At 62.5% G+C, this 14,703-nt stretch carries 14 protein-coding genes and 1 pseudogene; 5 read left to right on the forward strand and 10 right to left on the reverse strand.

Going from position 1 to position 14,703, the window contains the following annotated elements:
• Positions 1 to 21 precede the first annotated feature (21 nt).
• From AC1ECK_RS05460 to AC1ECK_RS05475, 4 genes and pseudogenes are all read right to left on the reverse strand, one after another.
• Positions 22 to 1,128 carry an extracellular solute-binding protein gene (locus AC1ECK_RS05460; RefSeq protein ID WP_480316694.1) on the reverse strand — a complete coding sequence of 369 codons (1,107 nt, stop codon included), beginning with the start codon at positions 1,126 to 1,128 and terminating at the stop codon, positions 22 to 24.
• A 159-nt stretch (positions 1,129 to 1,287) separates the two neighbouring features.
• Positions 1,288 to 2,955, reverse strand: coding sequence for a PAS domain-containing sensor histidine kinase (locus AC1ECK_RS05465; RefSeq protein WP_480317329.1), 1,668 nt, complete (start codon positions 2,953 to 2,955; stop codon positions 1,288 to 1,290).
• 84 nt (positions 2,956 to 3,039) lie between these two features.
• Positions 3,040 to 3,465: pseudogene (locus AC1ECK_RS05470) on the reverse strand (hybrid sensor histidine kinase/response regulator); the annotation flags it as partial.
• A 161-nt stretch (positions 3,466 to 3,626) separates the two neighbouring features.
• Entirely contained in the window at positions 3,627 to 4,538 is a 912-nt protein-coding gene (locus tag AC1ECK_RS05475) for a substrate-binding domain-containing protein (protein ID WP_480316696.1), read from the reverse strand.
• 400 nt (positions 4,539 to 4,938) lie between these two features.
• On the opposite strand from AC1ECK_RS05475, the gene AC1ECK_RS05480 reads away from it, so the two are divergent.
• Positions 4,939 to 6,339: a sensor domain-containing diguanylate cyclase gene (locus tag AC1ECK_RS05480; RefSeq protein ID WP_480316698.1), complete on the forward strand. Its 1,401-nt coding sequence runs from the start codon at positions 4,939 to 4,941 to the stop codon at positions 6,337 to 6,339.
• Positions 6,340 to 6,355: 16 nt separating this feature from the next.
• On the opposite strand, the gene AC1ECK_RS05485 is transcribed toward AC1ECK_RS05480, so the two are convergent.
• Positions 6,356 to 7,258 (reverse strand): LysR family transcriptional regulator, encoded by a 903-nt coding sequence (locus AC1ECK_RS05485; RefSeq protein ID WP_480316700.1) that lies wholly within the window; start codon positions 7,256 to 7,258, stop codon positions 6,356 to 6,358.
• A 129-nt stretch (positions 7,259 to 7,387) separates the two neighbouring features.
• On the opposite strand from AC1ECK_RS05485, the gene AC1ECK_RS05490 reads away from it, so the two are divergent.
• Positions 7,388 to 8,371 carry an aldo/keto reductase gene (locus AC1ECK_RS05490; RefSeq protein WP_480316703.1) on the forward strand — a complete coding sequence of 328 codons (984 nt, stop codon included), beginning with the start codon at positions 7,388 to 7,390 and terminating at the stop codon, positions 8,369 to 8,371.
• A 76-nt stretch (positions 8,372 to 8,447) separates the two neighbouring features.
• Here the strand turns inward: AC1ECK_RS05490 and AC1ECK_RS05495 are convergent, their stop codons facing one another.
• The 3 genes from AC1ECK_RS05495 to AC1ECK_RS05505 form a co-directional block, all read right to left on the reverse strand.
• Positions 8,448 to 9,338, reverse strand: a complete 891-nt coding sequence (locus AC1ECK_RS05495; protein ID WP_480316705.1) for an aldo/keto reductase — start codon at positions 9,336 to 9,338, stop codon at positions 8,448 to 8,450.
• Between the two features lie 64 nt (positions 9,339 to 9,402).
• On the reverse strand, positions 9,403 to 9,825 hold the full coding sequence (locus tag AC1ECK_RS05500) for a DoxX family protein (RefSeq protein WP_480316707.1): 423 nt from the start codon (positions 9,823 to 9,825) through the stop codon (positions 9,403 to 9,405).
• A gap of 47 nt (positions 9,826 to 9,872) precedes the next feature.
• Positions 9,873 to 10,571 carry a pirin family protein gene (locus AC1ECK_RS05505; protein WP_480316709.1) on the reverse strand — a complete coding sequence of 233 codons (699 nt, stop codon included), beginning with the start codon at positions 10,569 to 10,571 and terminating at the stop codon, positions 9,873 to 9,875.
• Positions 10,572 to 10,751: 180 nt separating this feature from the next.
• Here AC1ECK_RS05505 and AC1ECK_RS05510 point away from each other — a divergent pair, with 180 nt between their 5' ends.
• Positions 10,752 to 11,669, forward strand: a complete 918-nt coding sequence (locus AC1ECK_RS05510; RefSeq protein ID WP_480316711.1) for a LysR substrate-binding domain-containing protein — start codon at positions 10,752 to 10,754, stop codon at positions 11,667 to 11,669.
• A 70-nt stretch (positions 11,670 to 11,739) separates the two neighbouring features.
• On the opposite strand, the gene AC1ECK_RS05515 is transcribed toward AC1ECK_RS05510, so the two are convergent.
• Both AC1ECK_RS05515 and AC1ECK_RS05520 read right to left on the reverse strand, forming a co-directional pair.
• Positions 11,740 to 13,008: an RNA polymerase sigma factor gene (locus AC1ECK_RS05515; RefSeq protein WP_480316713.1), complete on the reverse strand. Its 1,269-nt coding sequence runs from the start codon at positions 13,006 to 13,008 to the stop codon at positions 11,740 to 11,742.
• Entirely contained in the window at positions 13,005 to 13,376 is a 372-nt protein-coding gene (locus AC1ECK_RS05520) for a YciI family protein (protein ID WP_480316715.1), read from the reverse strand. Before AC1ECK_RS05520 ends, AC1ECK_RS05515 begins: the two co-directional genes overlap by 4 nt.
• Positions 13,377 to 13,721: 345 nt before the next feature.
• Here AC1ECK_RS05520 and AC1ECK_RS05525 point away from each other — a divergent pair, with 345 nt between their 5' ends.
• Both AC1ECK_RS05525 and AC1ECK_RS05530 read left to right on the forward strand, forming a co-directional pair.
• Entirely contained in the window at positions 13,722 to 14,129 is a 408-nt protein-coding gene (locus AC1ECK_RS05525; RefSeq protein ID WP_480316717.1) for a DUF6232 family protein, read from the forward strand.
• A 161-nt stretch (positions 14,130 to 14,290) separates the two neighbouring features.
• Positions 14,291 to 14,620: a hypothetical protein gene (locus AC1ECK_RS05530; protein ID WP_480316719.1), complete on the forward strand. Its 330-nt coding sequence runs from the start codon at positions 14,291 to 14,293 to the stop codon at positions 14,618 to 14,620.
• Positions 14,621 to 14,703 lie beyond the last annotated feature (83 nt).

A 14,703-nucleotide genomic window follows, 5' to 3' on the forward strand; every position in this document is an offset into this window, starting at 1 on the left:
GCGACTAGTGCAAGGCGGCGCTCAGTCGTTGTTCTTGAGCTGTTGCCAAAGGTGCGTCTCGAGCCGCATGATCTCGACCGGCAGCGGTGTGATCGGCGTCAGCTTGCGCAACTGTTCCGGACTCGGATAGACAGACGGGTCTTGCAGAACGTCGGCGCGAATCATCGGCCGGGCGCCCGGAATCGCGCTCGGATAGTAGGTGTCGTTGGTGAGGTTCGCGCTCTCGCGATCGGACAGCACGAAGTTGATGAATTTCATCGCCGCGTCCGGGTTCGGCGCATCCTTCGGCACCGACATCATGTCGAACCAGATGACGCTGCCCTCGTTCGGAATCACGTAGCGGATTTCATAAGGCTTTTTCGCGGCCAGCGCCGTCACACGCGACGTATTGACGTCGCCCGACCAGCCTAACGTGATACAGATATCGGCATTCGCCAGATCGCCGATATAGCTGCCCGAATTGAACTGCCCAATGTCCGGGCGCACGGTTTTCAGCAAGTCGTAGGCGGCGCGGTAGTCCGCGGGGTTCTTGCTGAACGGGTCCTTCTTCAGATAGATCAAGGCCAGACCGAAGATGTCCATCGGCGTATCGATCATGGAGATGCCGCACTTTTTCAGCTTGCCGGTATATTTTGGATCGAAGACCAGGGCGAGCGAGTCAAGCGGAGCATCGGCACCGAGCACCTCGCGCACGCGTTGCACGTTGATGCCCAGGCCGTCGGTACCCCAGCTCCAGGGAATCCCGTAGTCGTGCGTGGGATCATCCTTGTCGAGCAACTTCATCAATACGGGATCGAGGTGAGCCGCATTGGGAATCTTCGATCTGTCGAGCTTCTGATAGACGCCCGCCTGGATCTGCTTGGCCCAGTATGCGTCGGACGGCACCACCACGTCATAGCCCGAACTGCCGGCCAGCAACTTGGCCTGCAGCGTGTCGTTGGAGTCGAATTCGTCGTAGTTGACCTTGATGCCGGTGTCGCGCCGGAAGTTGGCGATCGTGTCGTGGCCGACCGAATTGCCCCAGTTGTAGACCGACACGCTCTCACCTGCCGGCGCATAGGTGGACTGGACCAGCAGACAGGCGCATGCGAGAAACGTTTTACCCCATCTTCTGTACAGCTTGCTCATGACTTCTCCCCTTTGAATCAACGAATTGCGCGATCCGGGCAGGTCCGTGAACCGACCCGGTGGCGACCTTGGGAAGCAGTCTAGGGAGGACAAATTAGATCTTGTGTCCCCCCCTGCGGGGGACAAGGGATTACACGGGGGCGCAACACGGTCTACTGATCACGAGCGGGATTCGCCCTCGAGCGGGATGTGAATGGATACCGAAGTACCCATCCCGGGCGCACTGTCGATCAGCAGCGAAGCGCCGATCAGCCGGGCCCGCTCGCTCATGCCAAGCACTCCGTATGAATAGCTGTTTCGCACCGTTTCCTGATCGAACCCGCGGCCGTCGTCGCTGACGTGCAAGTCCAGCGCGGTCGCAGAGTGGGTCAGCGTCACGTCGGCCCGCGTCGCGCCGGCATGGCGCGCGACATTCGTCAGCGACGCCTGCACGATACGGAACACGGCCGTCGCATGCGCATCCGGTAAAACGGGTTCATGGCCATTGATCCGCAACTGACACGGAATGCCGTTGCGTCGAGCGAAGTCTGCGACCAGCCACTCGAGCGCCGAGACAATCCCGAAGTTCAGCGCTGCGGGCCGCAGATGGTTCGCCACATTGCGCACCATCCATATAGTCTTCTCAACCAGCTCGCGCATATCGTCGGTTTTTTTCACGGCGTCCGGATCGCCGGAAAGGCGCATCTTGAGCAACGACACATCCATCTTCAATGCGGTGAGCAACTGGCCCAGCTCGTCATGAATTTCCATGGCAATGCGCTTTCGTTCCTGCTCCCGAATCGCCTCCATGTAGGCGGACACCTCGCGCAACTGTTCGCGCGACTCGAACAGCGCCTGCTCGATGCGCTTGCGCTCTGTGATGTCGTTCAAGCCGACGTAGATTGCCGGCGCATCGTCATACGTGGCGACGCGCGCCGTTGCGATTGCCCAGAACGTGGTGCCGTCCGGTCTGTGGAAATGAACCTCCGTGTTGCGAAAACTGCCCTCCTGCCGCAGATGCTCTACCAGCCTGTCGCATTCAGCCGCATCCACATAGAGGTCACCGAAATTGCTGATTGCGCCGTGATGCGGACCGAGTCCGAACAGCGCGCGCAACGGCTCATTCGAATAGAAAATCTCGCCCGACGGCATCGAGATAATGCACAGCGGCACTGGACTCGTCTCGACAATCGCGCGAAAGCGCGCCTCGCTGGACTGTAGCCGTGCTTCGATCTCCTTACGCTGCTCGACCTCGGAGCGCAGGCCCGCATTCGCTCGCGCGAGTTCCTCCTCCACTTTCTTGCGTTCGGTAACGTCGCGAGCGATGCCGACCGTGCCTGCCGGTTGTCCATGTCCGTCGGAGAAAGGTGTCTTGATCGTGTCCACCCACCGCCAGCAACCGTTCACCTCGATATGGGTTTCCTCGACCCGTTTTCGGCGCCCCGAGGCCATCACCTCGAGATCGTCGGCGCGGTATGCATTGGCGCGCTCGAGCGGGTGCAGATCGAAGTCGGTCTTGCCGATCACGTCAGCCGGTTCAGCGTAGCCCAGGATACGCGCTAACGCCCGATTGGCTGCCACGTAACGGCCGTGCGTATCCTTGATCCAGGCAAGGTCCGGAATGTTGTCGAGGATCGCGGCCATCTGCGCGTTCGCGCTGCGAAGTTCGGCTGCATGCTGCTGAAGTCCCTCGAGCATGACATTGAGGGCGTCGACCAGTTGATCCAGTTCATCGGGCTCGCGCCGCGTCCGGTGCAGCCGCAATGGCGCCATGGCAATGCCTGGTGTGCGTCCTCGCAGCGTCGCGGCAATATCGACGAGATGGCGCGTCGCGAGCCTGTGAACCATAAACAGGATGAACAGCGCGACCAGAAACGTCTTCGCCGCGTTGCTCACGAGGATCACCAACGCCTGGCGCAACAGATCGCGATAGATATCGGTCAGGCTGCCCTCGAGATGCAGTACTCCGATCTGGCGACGGTCGTTGTCACAGCAATAGACGGGAAACTCCCTGACGACCGCGTTTTCGACCGGCACTGCGCCCCGGGAAATCGTCAGTGGATTCGCGGCCTGCGTTTCGCGGATTTCGGCGTAACGTATCAGCGGCAGACGCAGCATGCCGTCGAGCTGATCCTCCAACTGTTTGCTGTCGAGCGCCCACAACGCGTTGCCCAGACTGGGCGCGTAGCCTTCCTCGATTTCGTTGAAGCGGGTCTGCAATCCCGCAACATCGACCTGGTAACTTAGCAACAGTTGAACGACGGTCACCACCAGCGTCACCATCGTACTGAACAGCAAGACGCGGCTCAGCAGAGCGAGAGCAATGCCGCCGCGTGGCGCACTGAAAGTTTTGGGCATTGAGCCAGGATGCGCAGCCGGCAAGATCCGCTCCAGATAAGACGAGCCATCGTGACATTTATTTCCATGCCGCGGATACGGATCACGGGACTGAGTGGGTATCGGCCAGGCGCACAGACCCGACGATCGCAGCCGGAGTGCGAGAAGCGGCGCTGGAGCGCTTACCGGGCGTAGCTCGCCAACACTGCACGGATCGCCGGATCACTCATGTTGTTCGGCGTCACCGTCACCACGTCGACGAATACCTTGGAGCGCGGCGCATGGCCCTGCAAGGCCCCAACCAATGCTTCCACGGCAAGATAACCCATGCGATAAGGGTCCTGCAATATGTCGGCATGAATGACGCCGTGCTTGAGCCCATCCATGAATTCCGGGCGCCAGTCGAATACGACCAGGCGCGGACGATCGCCGCTCGCCTTCGCTTCAATGACTCGCAGGGCGCCATAGGCGATCGGCTCAGCCGGCGCGAAGACAGCATCGAGGTGGCCCGTATAGGCGCTCAGCGCCTTGGCGATCGATTCCTCCGCTTCACGAGGCCGATAACCCACGTAGGTATCAACCACCACATCCCAGCCCTGTTCCCGCGCGACGCTTAGAAACCCGCTTTCGCGCCCGGTCGTGGAACTGATGTTCGGCGCGAGCCGCAGCAGTGCGACCTTGGCGCCCTTTCCCAGGACGGGCACGAGGCTCAGCGCAGCCTTTTTGCCGGCAGCGAAATTGTCGGTGTAAACAGTCGAGATGCCGTTGTAATCGGTGCTGTCCCGATCGACTAGGACCACAGGGACCGAGACCGAAACAGGTGCTTTCCCCTGGAGAGGTTCCGGCACCAATACGACGCCGTCCACGCCTTGCTGCACCAGGTAGTCGATGATGCGCAACTGGAGATTGGACGTGTCGAGCGACGTGCCGTCGGAAGGGTTGCGCATCAGGAGCTGGACATGCTGATCGGCGGCGGCCCGTTCGATTCCCTTGATCATCGCCTGGTAGAAGACCAGCGACGATCCGGCCAGCACGACACCGACCTTGGTGGCGTGTGCCGTGGGCAGCGCCCCGGCCAAGGCGGCAAACAGCACTACGGGTCTAAGAAATCTACGCATCGCTGCCGCACCGGAGCGCTCATCTGTGGGGCGACCATCTTCGCGCCTGATCGGAGCCAAGGTCAAGTCAGGTAAAACGCAGGCCACGCGAACGCCCTGTAACCGAGCGTTTGCGTCAACGTCCCCATGCCCGTGTGCGATGTCCCGTATCCACAAGCGACCCGTCGATATATTGCTCAGCCTGAGTTCAGGATATCCTCACCTCAATTTCATCAAAAACCTACAGTTCGGCGCTTATAACGGTGATTTAGACTGTCGCAGCTTGCGTCTCACGGTCCAAGTGATGGCTGGCATGACGCTGCAACACAAAGACCATGCGGTCGATCCCCCATGACGTGACCGAACCTGTTCAACAATGACGGCTGAACCAAGCTTGATGCCTGAATTCATCAACGAGCAAGCTGATTCGCCGCGCTCGCATTCGCCAGGCCGGCACGCACGCCTGCTTCCCGCAGCCGTTGCGCTCCTCTCGGTGCTGGTCTTTCTCGCCGCCGCGCCGTTCGCGAAGACACCGCTGCCGCAAGTGCCCGCCTTTATCCCCGTCTACGAGTCGGCGCTCATCCTTAACGATCTGATTACCTCGGTCCTTCTGTTCGGCCAGTCTGTGATCGCACGTTCGCGGGCACTTGGCGCATTGGCAAGCGGCTATCTGTACACATCGGCGATCGCCCTGCTTCACATGTTGAGCTTTCCCGGCCTGTTCTCGCCAACCGGCCTCCTGAATGCCGGGCCGCAAAGCACGGCCTGGATATACATGTTCTGGCACGCCGGGTTTCCGTGCTTCGTCATCGCCTATGCGCTGCTCAAAGACAGGAAACAGACCCGGGAGATGGGCCACACCATCGGGACACGCAGGCTGATGTCGATTGTCGGCGCGGTGCTTGGCCTCGCCGCGGGGATGGTTGTCCTCGCGATAGCAGGAGAACACCTGCTGCCTGAAATCATGCAGAGCACCACCCACTACTCGCCGACGATGCGGTGGGTAGCGGGATCCACCTGGGGATTCTGTCTGCTCGCCTTTGCCGTGCTGTACCGACAAAGATCGCGGTCGACGATCGACCTGTGGCTCATGGTCGTGATGTGCGTCTGGATCTGCGACGTTGCGCTGAGCGCCGTATTCAATGCAGGGCGCTACGACCTCGGCTTCTATGTCGGACGATTCTATGGCATATGCGCAGCCAGCTTCGTGCTGCTGCTATTGCTGGTCGAAAATACCTTTCTTCATTCGCGGCTTGCTGCAGCACTTGACGAGTTGAAACGGCTCGCCACGACCGATCCGCTAACCGGTGTCGCCAATCGCCGCGCGTTCGACACCGCACTGATGACGCACTGGCAACGCGCCGTCCACGACCGCTCGACGCTCTCGTTGCTGATGATCGACATCGACTTCTTCAAACGTTTCAACGACCGCTACGGCCATGTCGAAGGCGACCGGTGCCTCGTGCTCATTGCCGAATGTCTCGCCCGGACCGTGCGACGCGGAAGCGATCTGGTTGCGCGCTACGGTGGCGAGGAATTCGTGGTTCTGTTGCCGGATACCGATGCGGCGTCAGCGGCCCACGTCGGCCAGCGCATGTGCGACGCGGTGCTCGAACTGGCGATTCCCAACGACGATTCGCCGCATCTGCCCCATGTCTCGATCAGTGTCGGCGTCACCAGCCGGATCGTCGAAGCGGACGTCGAGATGACGGATCTGACAAAGGCCGCCGATCACGCACTCTATCTGGCGAAGGCCGCGGGGCGAGGCCGGGTCGAAATCGCATCCGTGGATCAATAACGCCAGGCAGTTGTCTTCACTCGCACTGCCGGGCCCAATCGCGAACGGCCTGCGCGAACAGCCTGAGCGCCGTCGGCGGATGGCGATTGGCCGGATAGTAGAGGCAAAGCCCCGGAAACGAAGGACTCCACTCGGCAAGCAGTTGCACCAGCCGGCCCGACGCCAGATGCTCGGCAACCAGATAGTCCGGCACCCACGCGATGCCGATACCTGCCAGCGCCGCTTCGACCATCAGGTTTGTATTGCCGAGCGTCATCGGCCCCTCCGCATCGACGCTGGCGCTTTTACCCCGCCAGGCAAGATCCCACCGATAGATCGCCCCGCTCTCGAAGCGGAAGCGAATGCAGCGGTGCTGGGTCAGATCGTGCGGCTCCTTCGGCAGCTCGCGACCGGCCAGGTATCCGGGCGAAGCCACCGCAGCAAATCGAAAGTCAGGGCCGAACCGGACCGCCACCATGTCGCGCGGCACATCCTCCAGGACACGGATACCGGCATCGAAACCGTCGGCGACGATGTCCACCAGGCGCGTATCCACGACGAACTCCACGTGAATATTCGGGTAGGCGGCGAGGAAATCGGGCAACACATGCCGAACGAGCGCTTTCGCGGCAGATTCGGAAGCGCTGATGCGGATCGAGCCCGACGGAACGCCACGTGCGGAAGTCACTTCGTCGACCGCCTCCTCGAGGTCGGCAATCGCCGGCCCCACGCGCCGCAGGAGTTGCTCCCCCGCTTCGGTCAGCGCGACCGAGCGGGTCGTGCGATTGAACAACCGCACCGCGAGTCTCGCCTCGAGACCGCGCATGGCGTGGCTGAGCGCCGATGGCGAAACGCCCAGCGTGCGCGCGGCCGCGCTGAAGCTGCGCTGCTGGGCAATCGCAACGAAAGAAGTCAGCTCGGATAAGCCGGCACGCGACATAGATGAATTTTCCTCAAAGGCCTATGAAATTTTAGCCGTATTGTTGAATGAGGTACAACAGCCTAAGCTCCACCGGTATTGATCGCCATTGCCGATCGGCAGCAGCGACCTGTTTAAAGGAGAACGAACATGCAAAAGCGTCAATTGGGAAAGAGCGGCCTCGAGGTTTCGGCAATTGGCCTCGGCTGCATGGGCTTGAGCTTCGGTTATGGCCCTGCGCAGGAAAAATCCGCGGGCATCAGGCTGATTCAGGCAGCGTTCGAGAAAGGTGTCACGTTCTTCGATACCGCCGAGGTTTACGGGCCGTTCGCCAACGAGGAACTGCTCGGTGAAGCGCTTGCGCCGTTTCGCGATCAGGTCGTGATTGCCAGCAAGTTTGGCTTCAAGGACGGAGAAGTCACCAAGGGCCTCGATAGCCGCCCCGAGAACATCCGCGCTGTCGCAGAGGCCTCGCTGAAGCGCCTGAAGACCGACCGCATCGACCTGTTTTATCAGCACCGTGTCGATCCAGACGTGCCGGTCGAAGACGTAGCCGGCGCCGTCAAGGATCTGATCCAGCAAGGCAAGGTCAAGCACTTCGGCATGTCCGAAGCCGGCGAGAAATCGATCCGCCGCGCGCACGCCGTGCAGCCGGTCGCCGCGTTGCAAAGCGAGTACTCGCTGTGGTGGCGCGAGCCGGAAGAGAAGATCCTGCCGACCCTCGAGGAACTGGGCATCGGCTTCGTGCCATTCAGCCCGCTCGGCAAAGGCTTCCTGACCGGCGCGATCGATGCGGGCACAACCTTCGAGAAGAACGACTTCCGCAACATCGTGCCGCGCTTCTCCGAGGAAAATCGCCGCGCCAACGCGGGCCTCGTCGAAGTGCTCGGCAAGCTCGCCGACGGCAAGGGCGCGACCCGGGCGCAGATCGCACTCGCCTGGTTGCTCGCCCAGAAGCCGTGGATCGCGCCGATCCCGGGCACCACCAAGCTGCATCGCCTCGAAGAAAACATCGCCGCGGCCGCGGTCGAACTGTCCGTTGACGATCTGGCCGCCATCGAAGCCGCACTACAGCAGATCAAGGTGGTGGGCGATCGCTACCCAGCCCAGTTCCAGCGGAGCATCGACCGCTAAGGTTCTCGCAACCGCAACCAAGCGTGCTCACGTCCCGCGCCGGCAGCGCGTCAACCGACGCGCCGACGCTGGCGGGCTAGCGCGCGGAAGTGCTGTCCCACCGCGGAGCGAGTCCGGGCGGATCGACAATCCGGCTGTCCGCCGTCGCCAACGCGTGAATCGCAGCCATGTCCGCGTCATCCAGCTCAAAATCGAATACCGCCAGGTTCTGCGCCAACCGATCGATCCGGGTAGTCCTCGAAAGCGCCACCATCCCGCGCTGCTGAACAAGCCACCGCAGGACGATCTGAGCGATGGTTTTGTCATGGCTCGCCGCAATCTCCTTGAGCGTCGGGTCCGAGAAGACACGGCCAACTGCCATGCCACAGTATCCTGTCACGGCAAGCCCTGCCTGCAGCGTGCTCTCGATGAGCAAGGACTGGTTCAGATACGGATGGTATTCAAACTGGTTCGTCACGAGAGGCGCCGCGGAGAGCCGGACAGACTCCGTCATCAGTGCGCGGTTGAAATTGCTCACGCCGATGTACCGGACCTTTCCGGCGCGTACGACTGCGTTGAGTCCCGCGATCTGCTCGGCCAACGGCACCTCCGATCCCGGCCAGTGCAACAGAAGCAGATCGATATAGTCTGTCCTGAGCTTGCGGAGGCTCTCGTCAACCGACGCCTCGAAAAATCTTTCCGGGTAGTTGCTTACCCAGACCTTGGTCGTCAGAAAGATTTCGCTTCTTGGAATGCCGGACGCGGCGACGCAGTCACCGATTTCGCCCTCGTTACGGTAGCTTTGCGCGGTGTCGATATGACGGAAGCCGGCGCGAAGGGCGGCGGGAATGACTCGATAGACGTCGTCGGCGCCCATTCCGTAAGTTCCAAAGCCGATGGCCGGAATCGCCGCGTGACCAACATGAACGTTTTGCATGAGAGTTTCCCGATAGAGTCTTCGCGTCCCGCCGAAACCGCCTTTCTGCATGACTTGACGACGAGACGATCGACACCGGATCAGGCCTGGCGATCGCCTCGACGAACCCGTCTTCCTAGCTCGCCTTCAGAGCCGAAACACCCGCAGCGGTCCGCCGGGAGCGCGCGTCCAGACTGAGCGCGCCGGCGCCGAAGTAGGTGATCTGCAGGAGGCCACCGGCCATCATCACGTTCTTGAGGAAGTGAATCATCTGGTTTTGATCCGCGAAGTTGTGGTGAAAGAAAATCGCCGTGACGACACAGAACACCGCCATCGCCAGCGACACGACGCGCGCCCGGTAGCCCGACAGCAGCAGCAGGCCACCACCCAGCTCGGTCAGCACGGCAAGCACGAACGCGAGTGGCGGCACAGGCAGACCCATGGCTGCGATATAGCCGACCGTCGCACCATACGCCGCGAGCTTGCCCAGCCCGCTCATGACAAACGGCGCACCGATCAGGATGCGGCCCAACAGCGGAAGAAATTTAAAACGTTCCATTACGATCTCCAGAAATGAATTTGCGTAGGTGGATAACGAAAAAGGGATTAGCCGGCGTCCACCATCACCAGCTCAGAATCTTCAAGAGCGGAAATCTGCGCCGCGGCGACCTTCGTGATCGCCACGCCGTCCAGCGGCCCAACGGGCTCACCGTTCACTTCAATGCGTCCCGAGGCCACGACCAGATAGGCATGGCGCGCCTGAGCCAATTCGTATCGAACGCTTTCGCCTGCCTTTAGCATCGCGCCGAGCACACGCGCATTGGCGCGAACAGGCAGTGCACCTTCGTCGCCGGCGAACCCGCTGGTGAGGACTACGAAGCGTCCGGACCGGTCGCCTTTGGGAAACGGCCTCGTGCCCCACGCGGATTCGCCACCGGCTTCACGAGGCAGCAGCCAGATCTGATAGAGCTTGAGCGGCACGTCGCCCCGGTTGAACTCGGCGTGGCGGATGCCCGTGCCGGCGCTCATGACCTGGACGTCGCCTGCGTGGATCGTTCCCTCGGACCCCAAGGTGTCCCGATGCCCAAGCACGCCTTGGCGCACATAGGTGACGATTTCCATATCACGGTGTCCGTGCATGGGGAAACCGCTGCCAACGGCAATCTCGTCGTCGTTCCAGACAATCAGGGGACCGAGGGCGGCGTGCGCGGGATTGCCGTCGACGCTGACCGCAAAGTGGTGTTTCGCGCGCAGCCAGCCGAGGTCCGCCCGGTCCAATGATTGCCAACGCCTGTGTGTGAGCATGTCCATCTCCGTTTCCCGCCGTCGCACATGCGACGCCGGCCGCCTGTGCCATCCGCCGAATTCGGCGTCGGTACATGCGATGGGATGAATGCTATATTTGCAATGAATCAGCGCATAGATCCTGGATTGGAACGCATCATTGCTTCAAATAGAACGATCAGAAGGAGTCGAGGCCTGCTTATGAACGCAATCACTGACCTCAACGATCTTCGGCTCTTCGCCGAGGTGGTCGAGCATGGAAGCTACACGGCGGCCGCGCGTAGCCTCGGCCTGCAGACGTCGAAACTCAGCCGGCGTATTCGTGCGCTGGAAGAAGAACTTGGCGTCCGCCTGCTCAATCGCACCAGCCGGAGCCTGTCGTTGACGGAAACCGGGCGGCAGTTCCACCAGCATTGCCTGGCCCTGGTGGCGGAGGCAATGGCCGCCAAAGACATCGTGGAGCGCACGCGCTCCAGGCCGCAGGGCACGGTGCGCATCGCCTGCCCGGTAGCGTTGCTGGAGTCCGGCATCTCCACGATCATCGCGCGATACGTGCAAGACAACCCCGACGTGCAGGTCCTGCTCGATGCAACCAACCGCCGCGTGGATGTCGTCGAGGAAGGCCTGGACTTTGCCATCCGGGTCAGGCTTCCGCCGTTGGAGAATACCGATCTCGCCGTCCGCCAGTTGGGCTTGTCGATCCGCATTCTGGTTGCGAGCCCCGCTTTGACGGCGCGCCATCCGGCGCCCAGCTCGATCGAATCCGTGAAGCAATGGCCCACTCTCTCCATGGCCAGCAGCAGCGAGCGATTTGTCTGGAACCTGGTTGACGCCGAGGGACGCGTGACGTCATGGGCGCATCAGCCGCGCCTCGCGACCGACGACCTGGCGAGCCTGCGGGTTGCGGCGATATCGGGCGTCGGTGTGGCCATGCTGCCCAGGGAACTGGTCGAGGCCGATATTCAGGCCGGCCGCCTGCAGCACCTGCTGCCGGATCTGGCCAGCACGCCGGGCCTGGTCCATGCGATCTTCCCTACGCGCCGAGGCATGGTTCCGGCCGTCCGTCACTTGCTCGATGCACTCGTTTCGGGGTGCGAAGGTCTGAACCGGCAGCGCTAGAGCGGCCGGACGCTGCCGCGGCAGTCAGCGCGAGGCCTGCAACCTCGCGCGGCAAACACAACGCGCCAAGCTAGCTTCTCGCCGCTAACAGCTCGCTGCGCTTGCGCTGCAGGAACCGGCGCACGGCCGGATCGCGCTCGAGTCCGATCGCGAGATCGTACGCGCCGAGCGCTTCGGCCGTCGCGCCGGCCCGCGCGAGCAGATCGGCACGCGCAGCCCAGTACGGCTGGTAGTCGGCCAGCCGCGGATCGTCCGCATACGGCTCGAGCGCGTCGAGCGCCGCCTGCGGGCCGTCCCGTTCCGCCTGCGCGAGCGCGCGGTTCACCGCGACCACCGGCGACGCGGCAATCGCGAGCAGCGCATCGTAGAGCTGCACAATCTCGTCCCAGTTCGGGCGACGCGTCTGGCAGCGGTGCACGTGCGCCGACTGCAGCGCGGCCTCGAGCTGAAAGCGTCCGATTGCGTTGAATGCATTGGCGCGCCGCAGCAGTGCGTTGGCTGCGTCGATCATCGGCGCATCCCATCTCGCCGGATCCTGAGCCGACAGCGGCACGTAGTCGCCGGCCGCATCGCGTCGCGCATGGCGCCGCGCCTGCGCATACAGCATCAGCGCGAGCAGACCCAGCGTCTCCGGCTCCTCGGGCAGCAGTTCGACAAGCAGTTGCGCCAGAAACAGCGCCTCGCCGGTGAGATCGCGCCGCTCGGTATCACCGCCGACCGGATCGGTCCACCCTTCCGCATACGCCGCGTAGACCGCTTCCAGCACCGCAGCGAGCCGGCCGGGCAACTCCTCGCGCTCCGGTACGCTGAACGGAATGCCCGCTTCGCGGATCTTGTTCTTCGCCCGCACGAGGCGCTTGCTCATCGCGGCGGGCGACATCAGAAACGCGGACGCAATCGTCCTGGCTTCGAGCCCCAGCACCACCTGCAGCATCAGCGGCGTGCGGATCGCGGCCTCGAGTGCAGGGTGCGTGCACGCGAACAGCAGCGCAAGCCGCCGGTCGGGCAACCTGCCCGCTTCACGCTCGTCGATCTCGTCGGCGAGGATCGCGAGCTGGTTCGTCACCTCGTCGCCGACACGGCGATGACGCGCGCCATCGAGCGCCCGGCGGCGCGCAACCGTCATCAGCCACGCTTCGGGATTCGCCGGGCAGCCTCTGTTCGGCCAGTCCGCGAGCGCGGCTGCAAACGCGTCGGCCAGCGCGTCCTCGGCCGCGGCGACGTCGCGCGTGCGCATCGCCAGCAGCGCGACGAGCTTGCCATAACTGCGGCGCGCGACCGCCTCGGCAATCGCGTGCGCGGCGCCGTCAGCGTCACGGCCGCCGCCGGACAGATTCATGCGGCGGATGGCGCGTCGTAGGGCGCAGTCCAGACCGGGCGCACTTCCATGAGGCCATGCGCCGCGCCGGGACAACGCGACGCCCACGTGATCGCCGCATCCAGGTTGGGCACGTCGATCAGGTAGTAGCCGGCGAGCTGCTCCTTCGAATCGGAATACGGTCCGTCAAGCACCTGCGGCTTGCCGTCGACGAGCCGCACCGTGGTGGCCGCGTTCGTTTGCTGCAGCCGGTTGGCGCCCACCAGTACCTGCGCTTTTTTCAACGATTCGGTGTACGCCTGATAGGCGGCAACCCCTTGCTGCCGCTCGCTGTCGGTCATCCGGTTCCAGCCGTTTTCTTCCGAATAGATCATCAATAGATATTGCATATGAGCCTCCGTCATGGGGTTAAGGCGGCTGAATGACATCGGGCCGCCACTACAATGACGCTCGGGCCGCATGCTGACGGACAGGCAGCGTCGAAAAAATCGTCCTCCCAGGCTAGTCGAACGCAAGACGCACTATGATTTTATGGTTAGCCGGCAAAATTCGGCGTGCGAGAGATGACGAAGCCAGCCGTATAGTTCAGGCACGAAATCCCACCACTCCGAATCTTGGTCAACCGGCGACAAACGCCCCACGTGTCGGGCGTCAAGGGCAACCGACAATCCCATATCTTTAGTTGTTTGAAGTCTGGTACCCTGCGCCCTTTGCTACAGCTTGCATCCGATCCGATGGAAACCCCTTTCAACGACCGTGGCGTCTCGGTCACGCGCAACGCGCTCTCCGCCGCCGGGCAGGTTTTTCCGCTGCGCGAAATTCTCAACGTGCGTGTCGTCACAATACAGAAGAACAGGATCCTGCCCATTGCGATCTCGGTGATCGGCCTCGTCGGCGCGATTGTGGGCGGTCTGTTCCGCTCGTCCGCGGGCATCGTGTGCGGCATCATGCTCGTGGTCGTGGGCTGGCTCACGTGGTCCACCCAGGACGTGACGCACCGCCTGATGGTCGAAACCAGCAGCGGCGAGCGTGAAGCGCTGTCGAGCATCGATCTCGAGTTTGTCGAACGCGTCGCGCAGACCGTTCGACAAACCATGGACGCCGCACCCGCTCAAGGCCAGGCAGCGGCGTCGCAAGCCTGACCGGGTGACCCCGCGCGTTAAAACGTACGGCTCTCGCCCGCTTCGGCGTTAACACAAAATTAACCCGGAAGCCGCGAGCTTTTGCACTCGCTTGAGGCTCGCGGGGCTACAGTGGACTCGTCTCCACAACACGCCGCCGACCTCCGTGGCGGCGCCCCACGATGTTACAGTCCACCGCCACACCTGCCACGCCGAGCCACCGAGGTTTGCGCGCGCCCGCATCCTCGACACCGGTGCGCGTACCACTCGTCACCCTCGACGTCACGGTGCCCGGCACTTCTTCGGCAATCGGCAGGCGGGCGTTGCACGCCGCGCTTGGCAAGAATCTGCAGCTATACGTTGTCACCATCGACAAGCGCAACGAGCGCATCACGTTCCGCGTCGAAGTCATCTCCCGCACCCTCGATGAAGTGATCGGCGCCCTCGCCGGTACGCTGGACCGCGCCATCCTCGGCCGCGCGATGCAAAGCATGATCCGTCGTCCTGCGTAATCGTCCGCGCAGTCTTTGATACGAATCAAGCCTTTACGCATTTTTTCAATTCGATATAGCGAGGCAGGTAGAGTCTGCGGTTC

The organism is Paraburkholderia sp. SSBN10T (assembly GCF_056619545.1).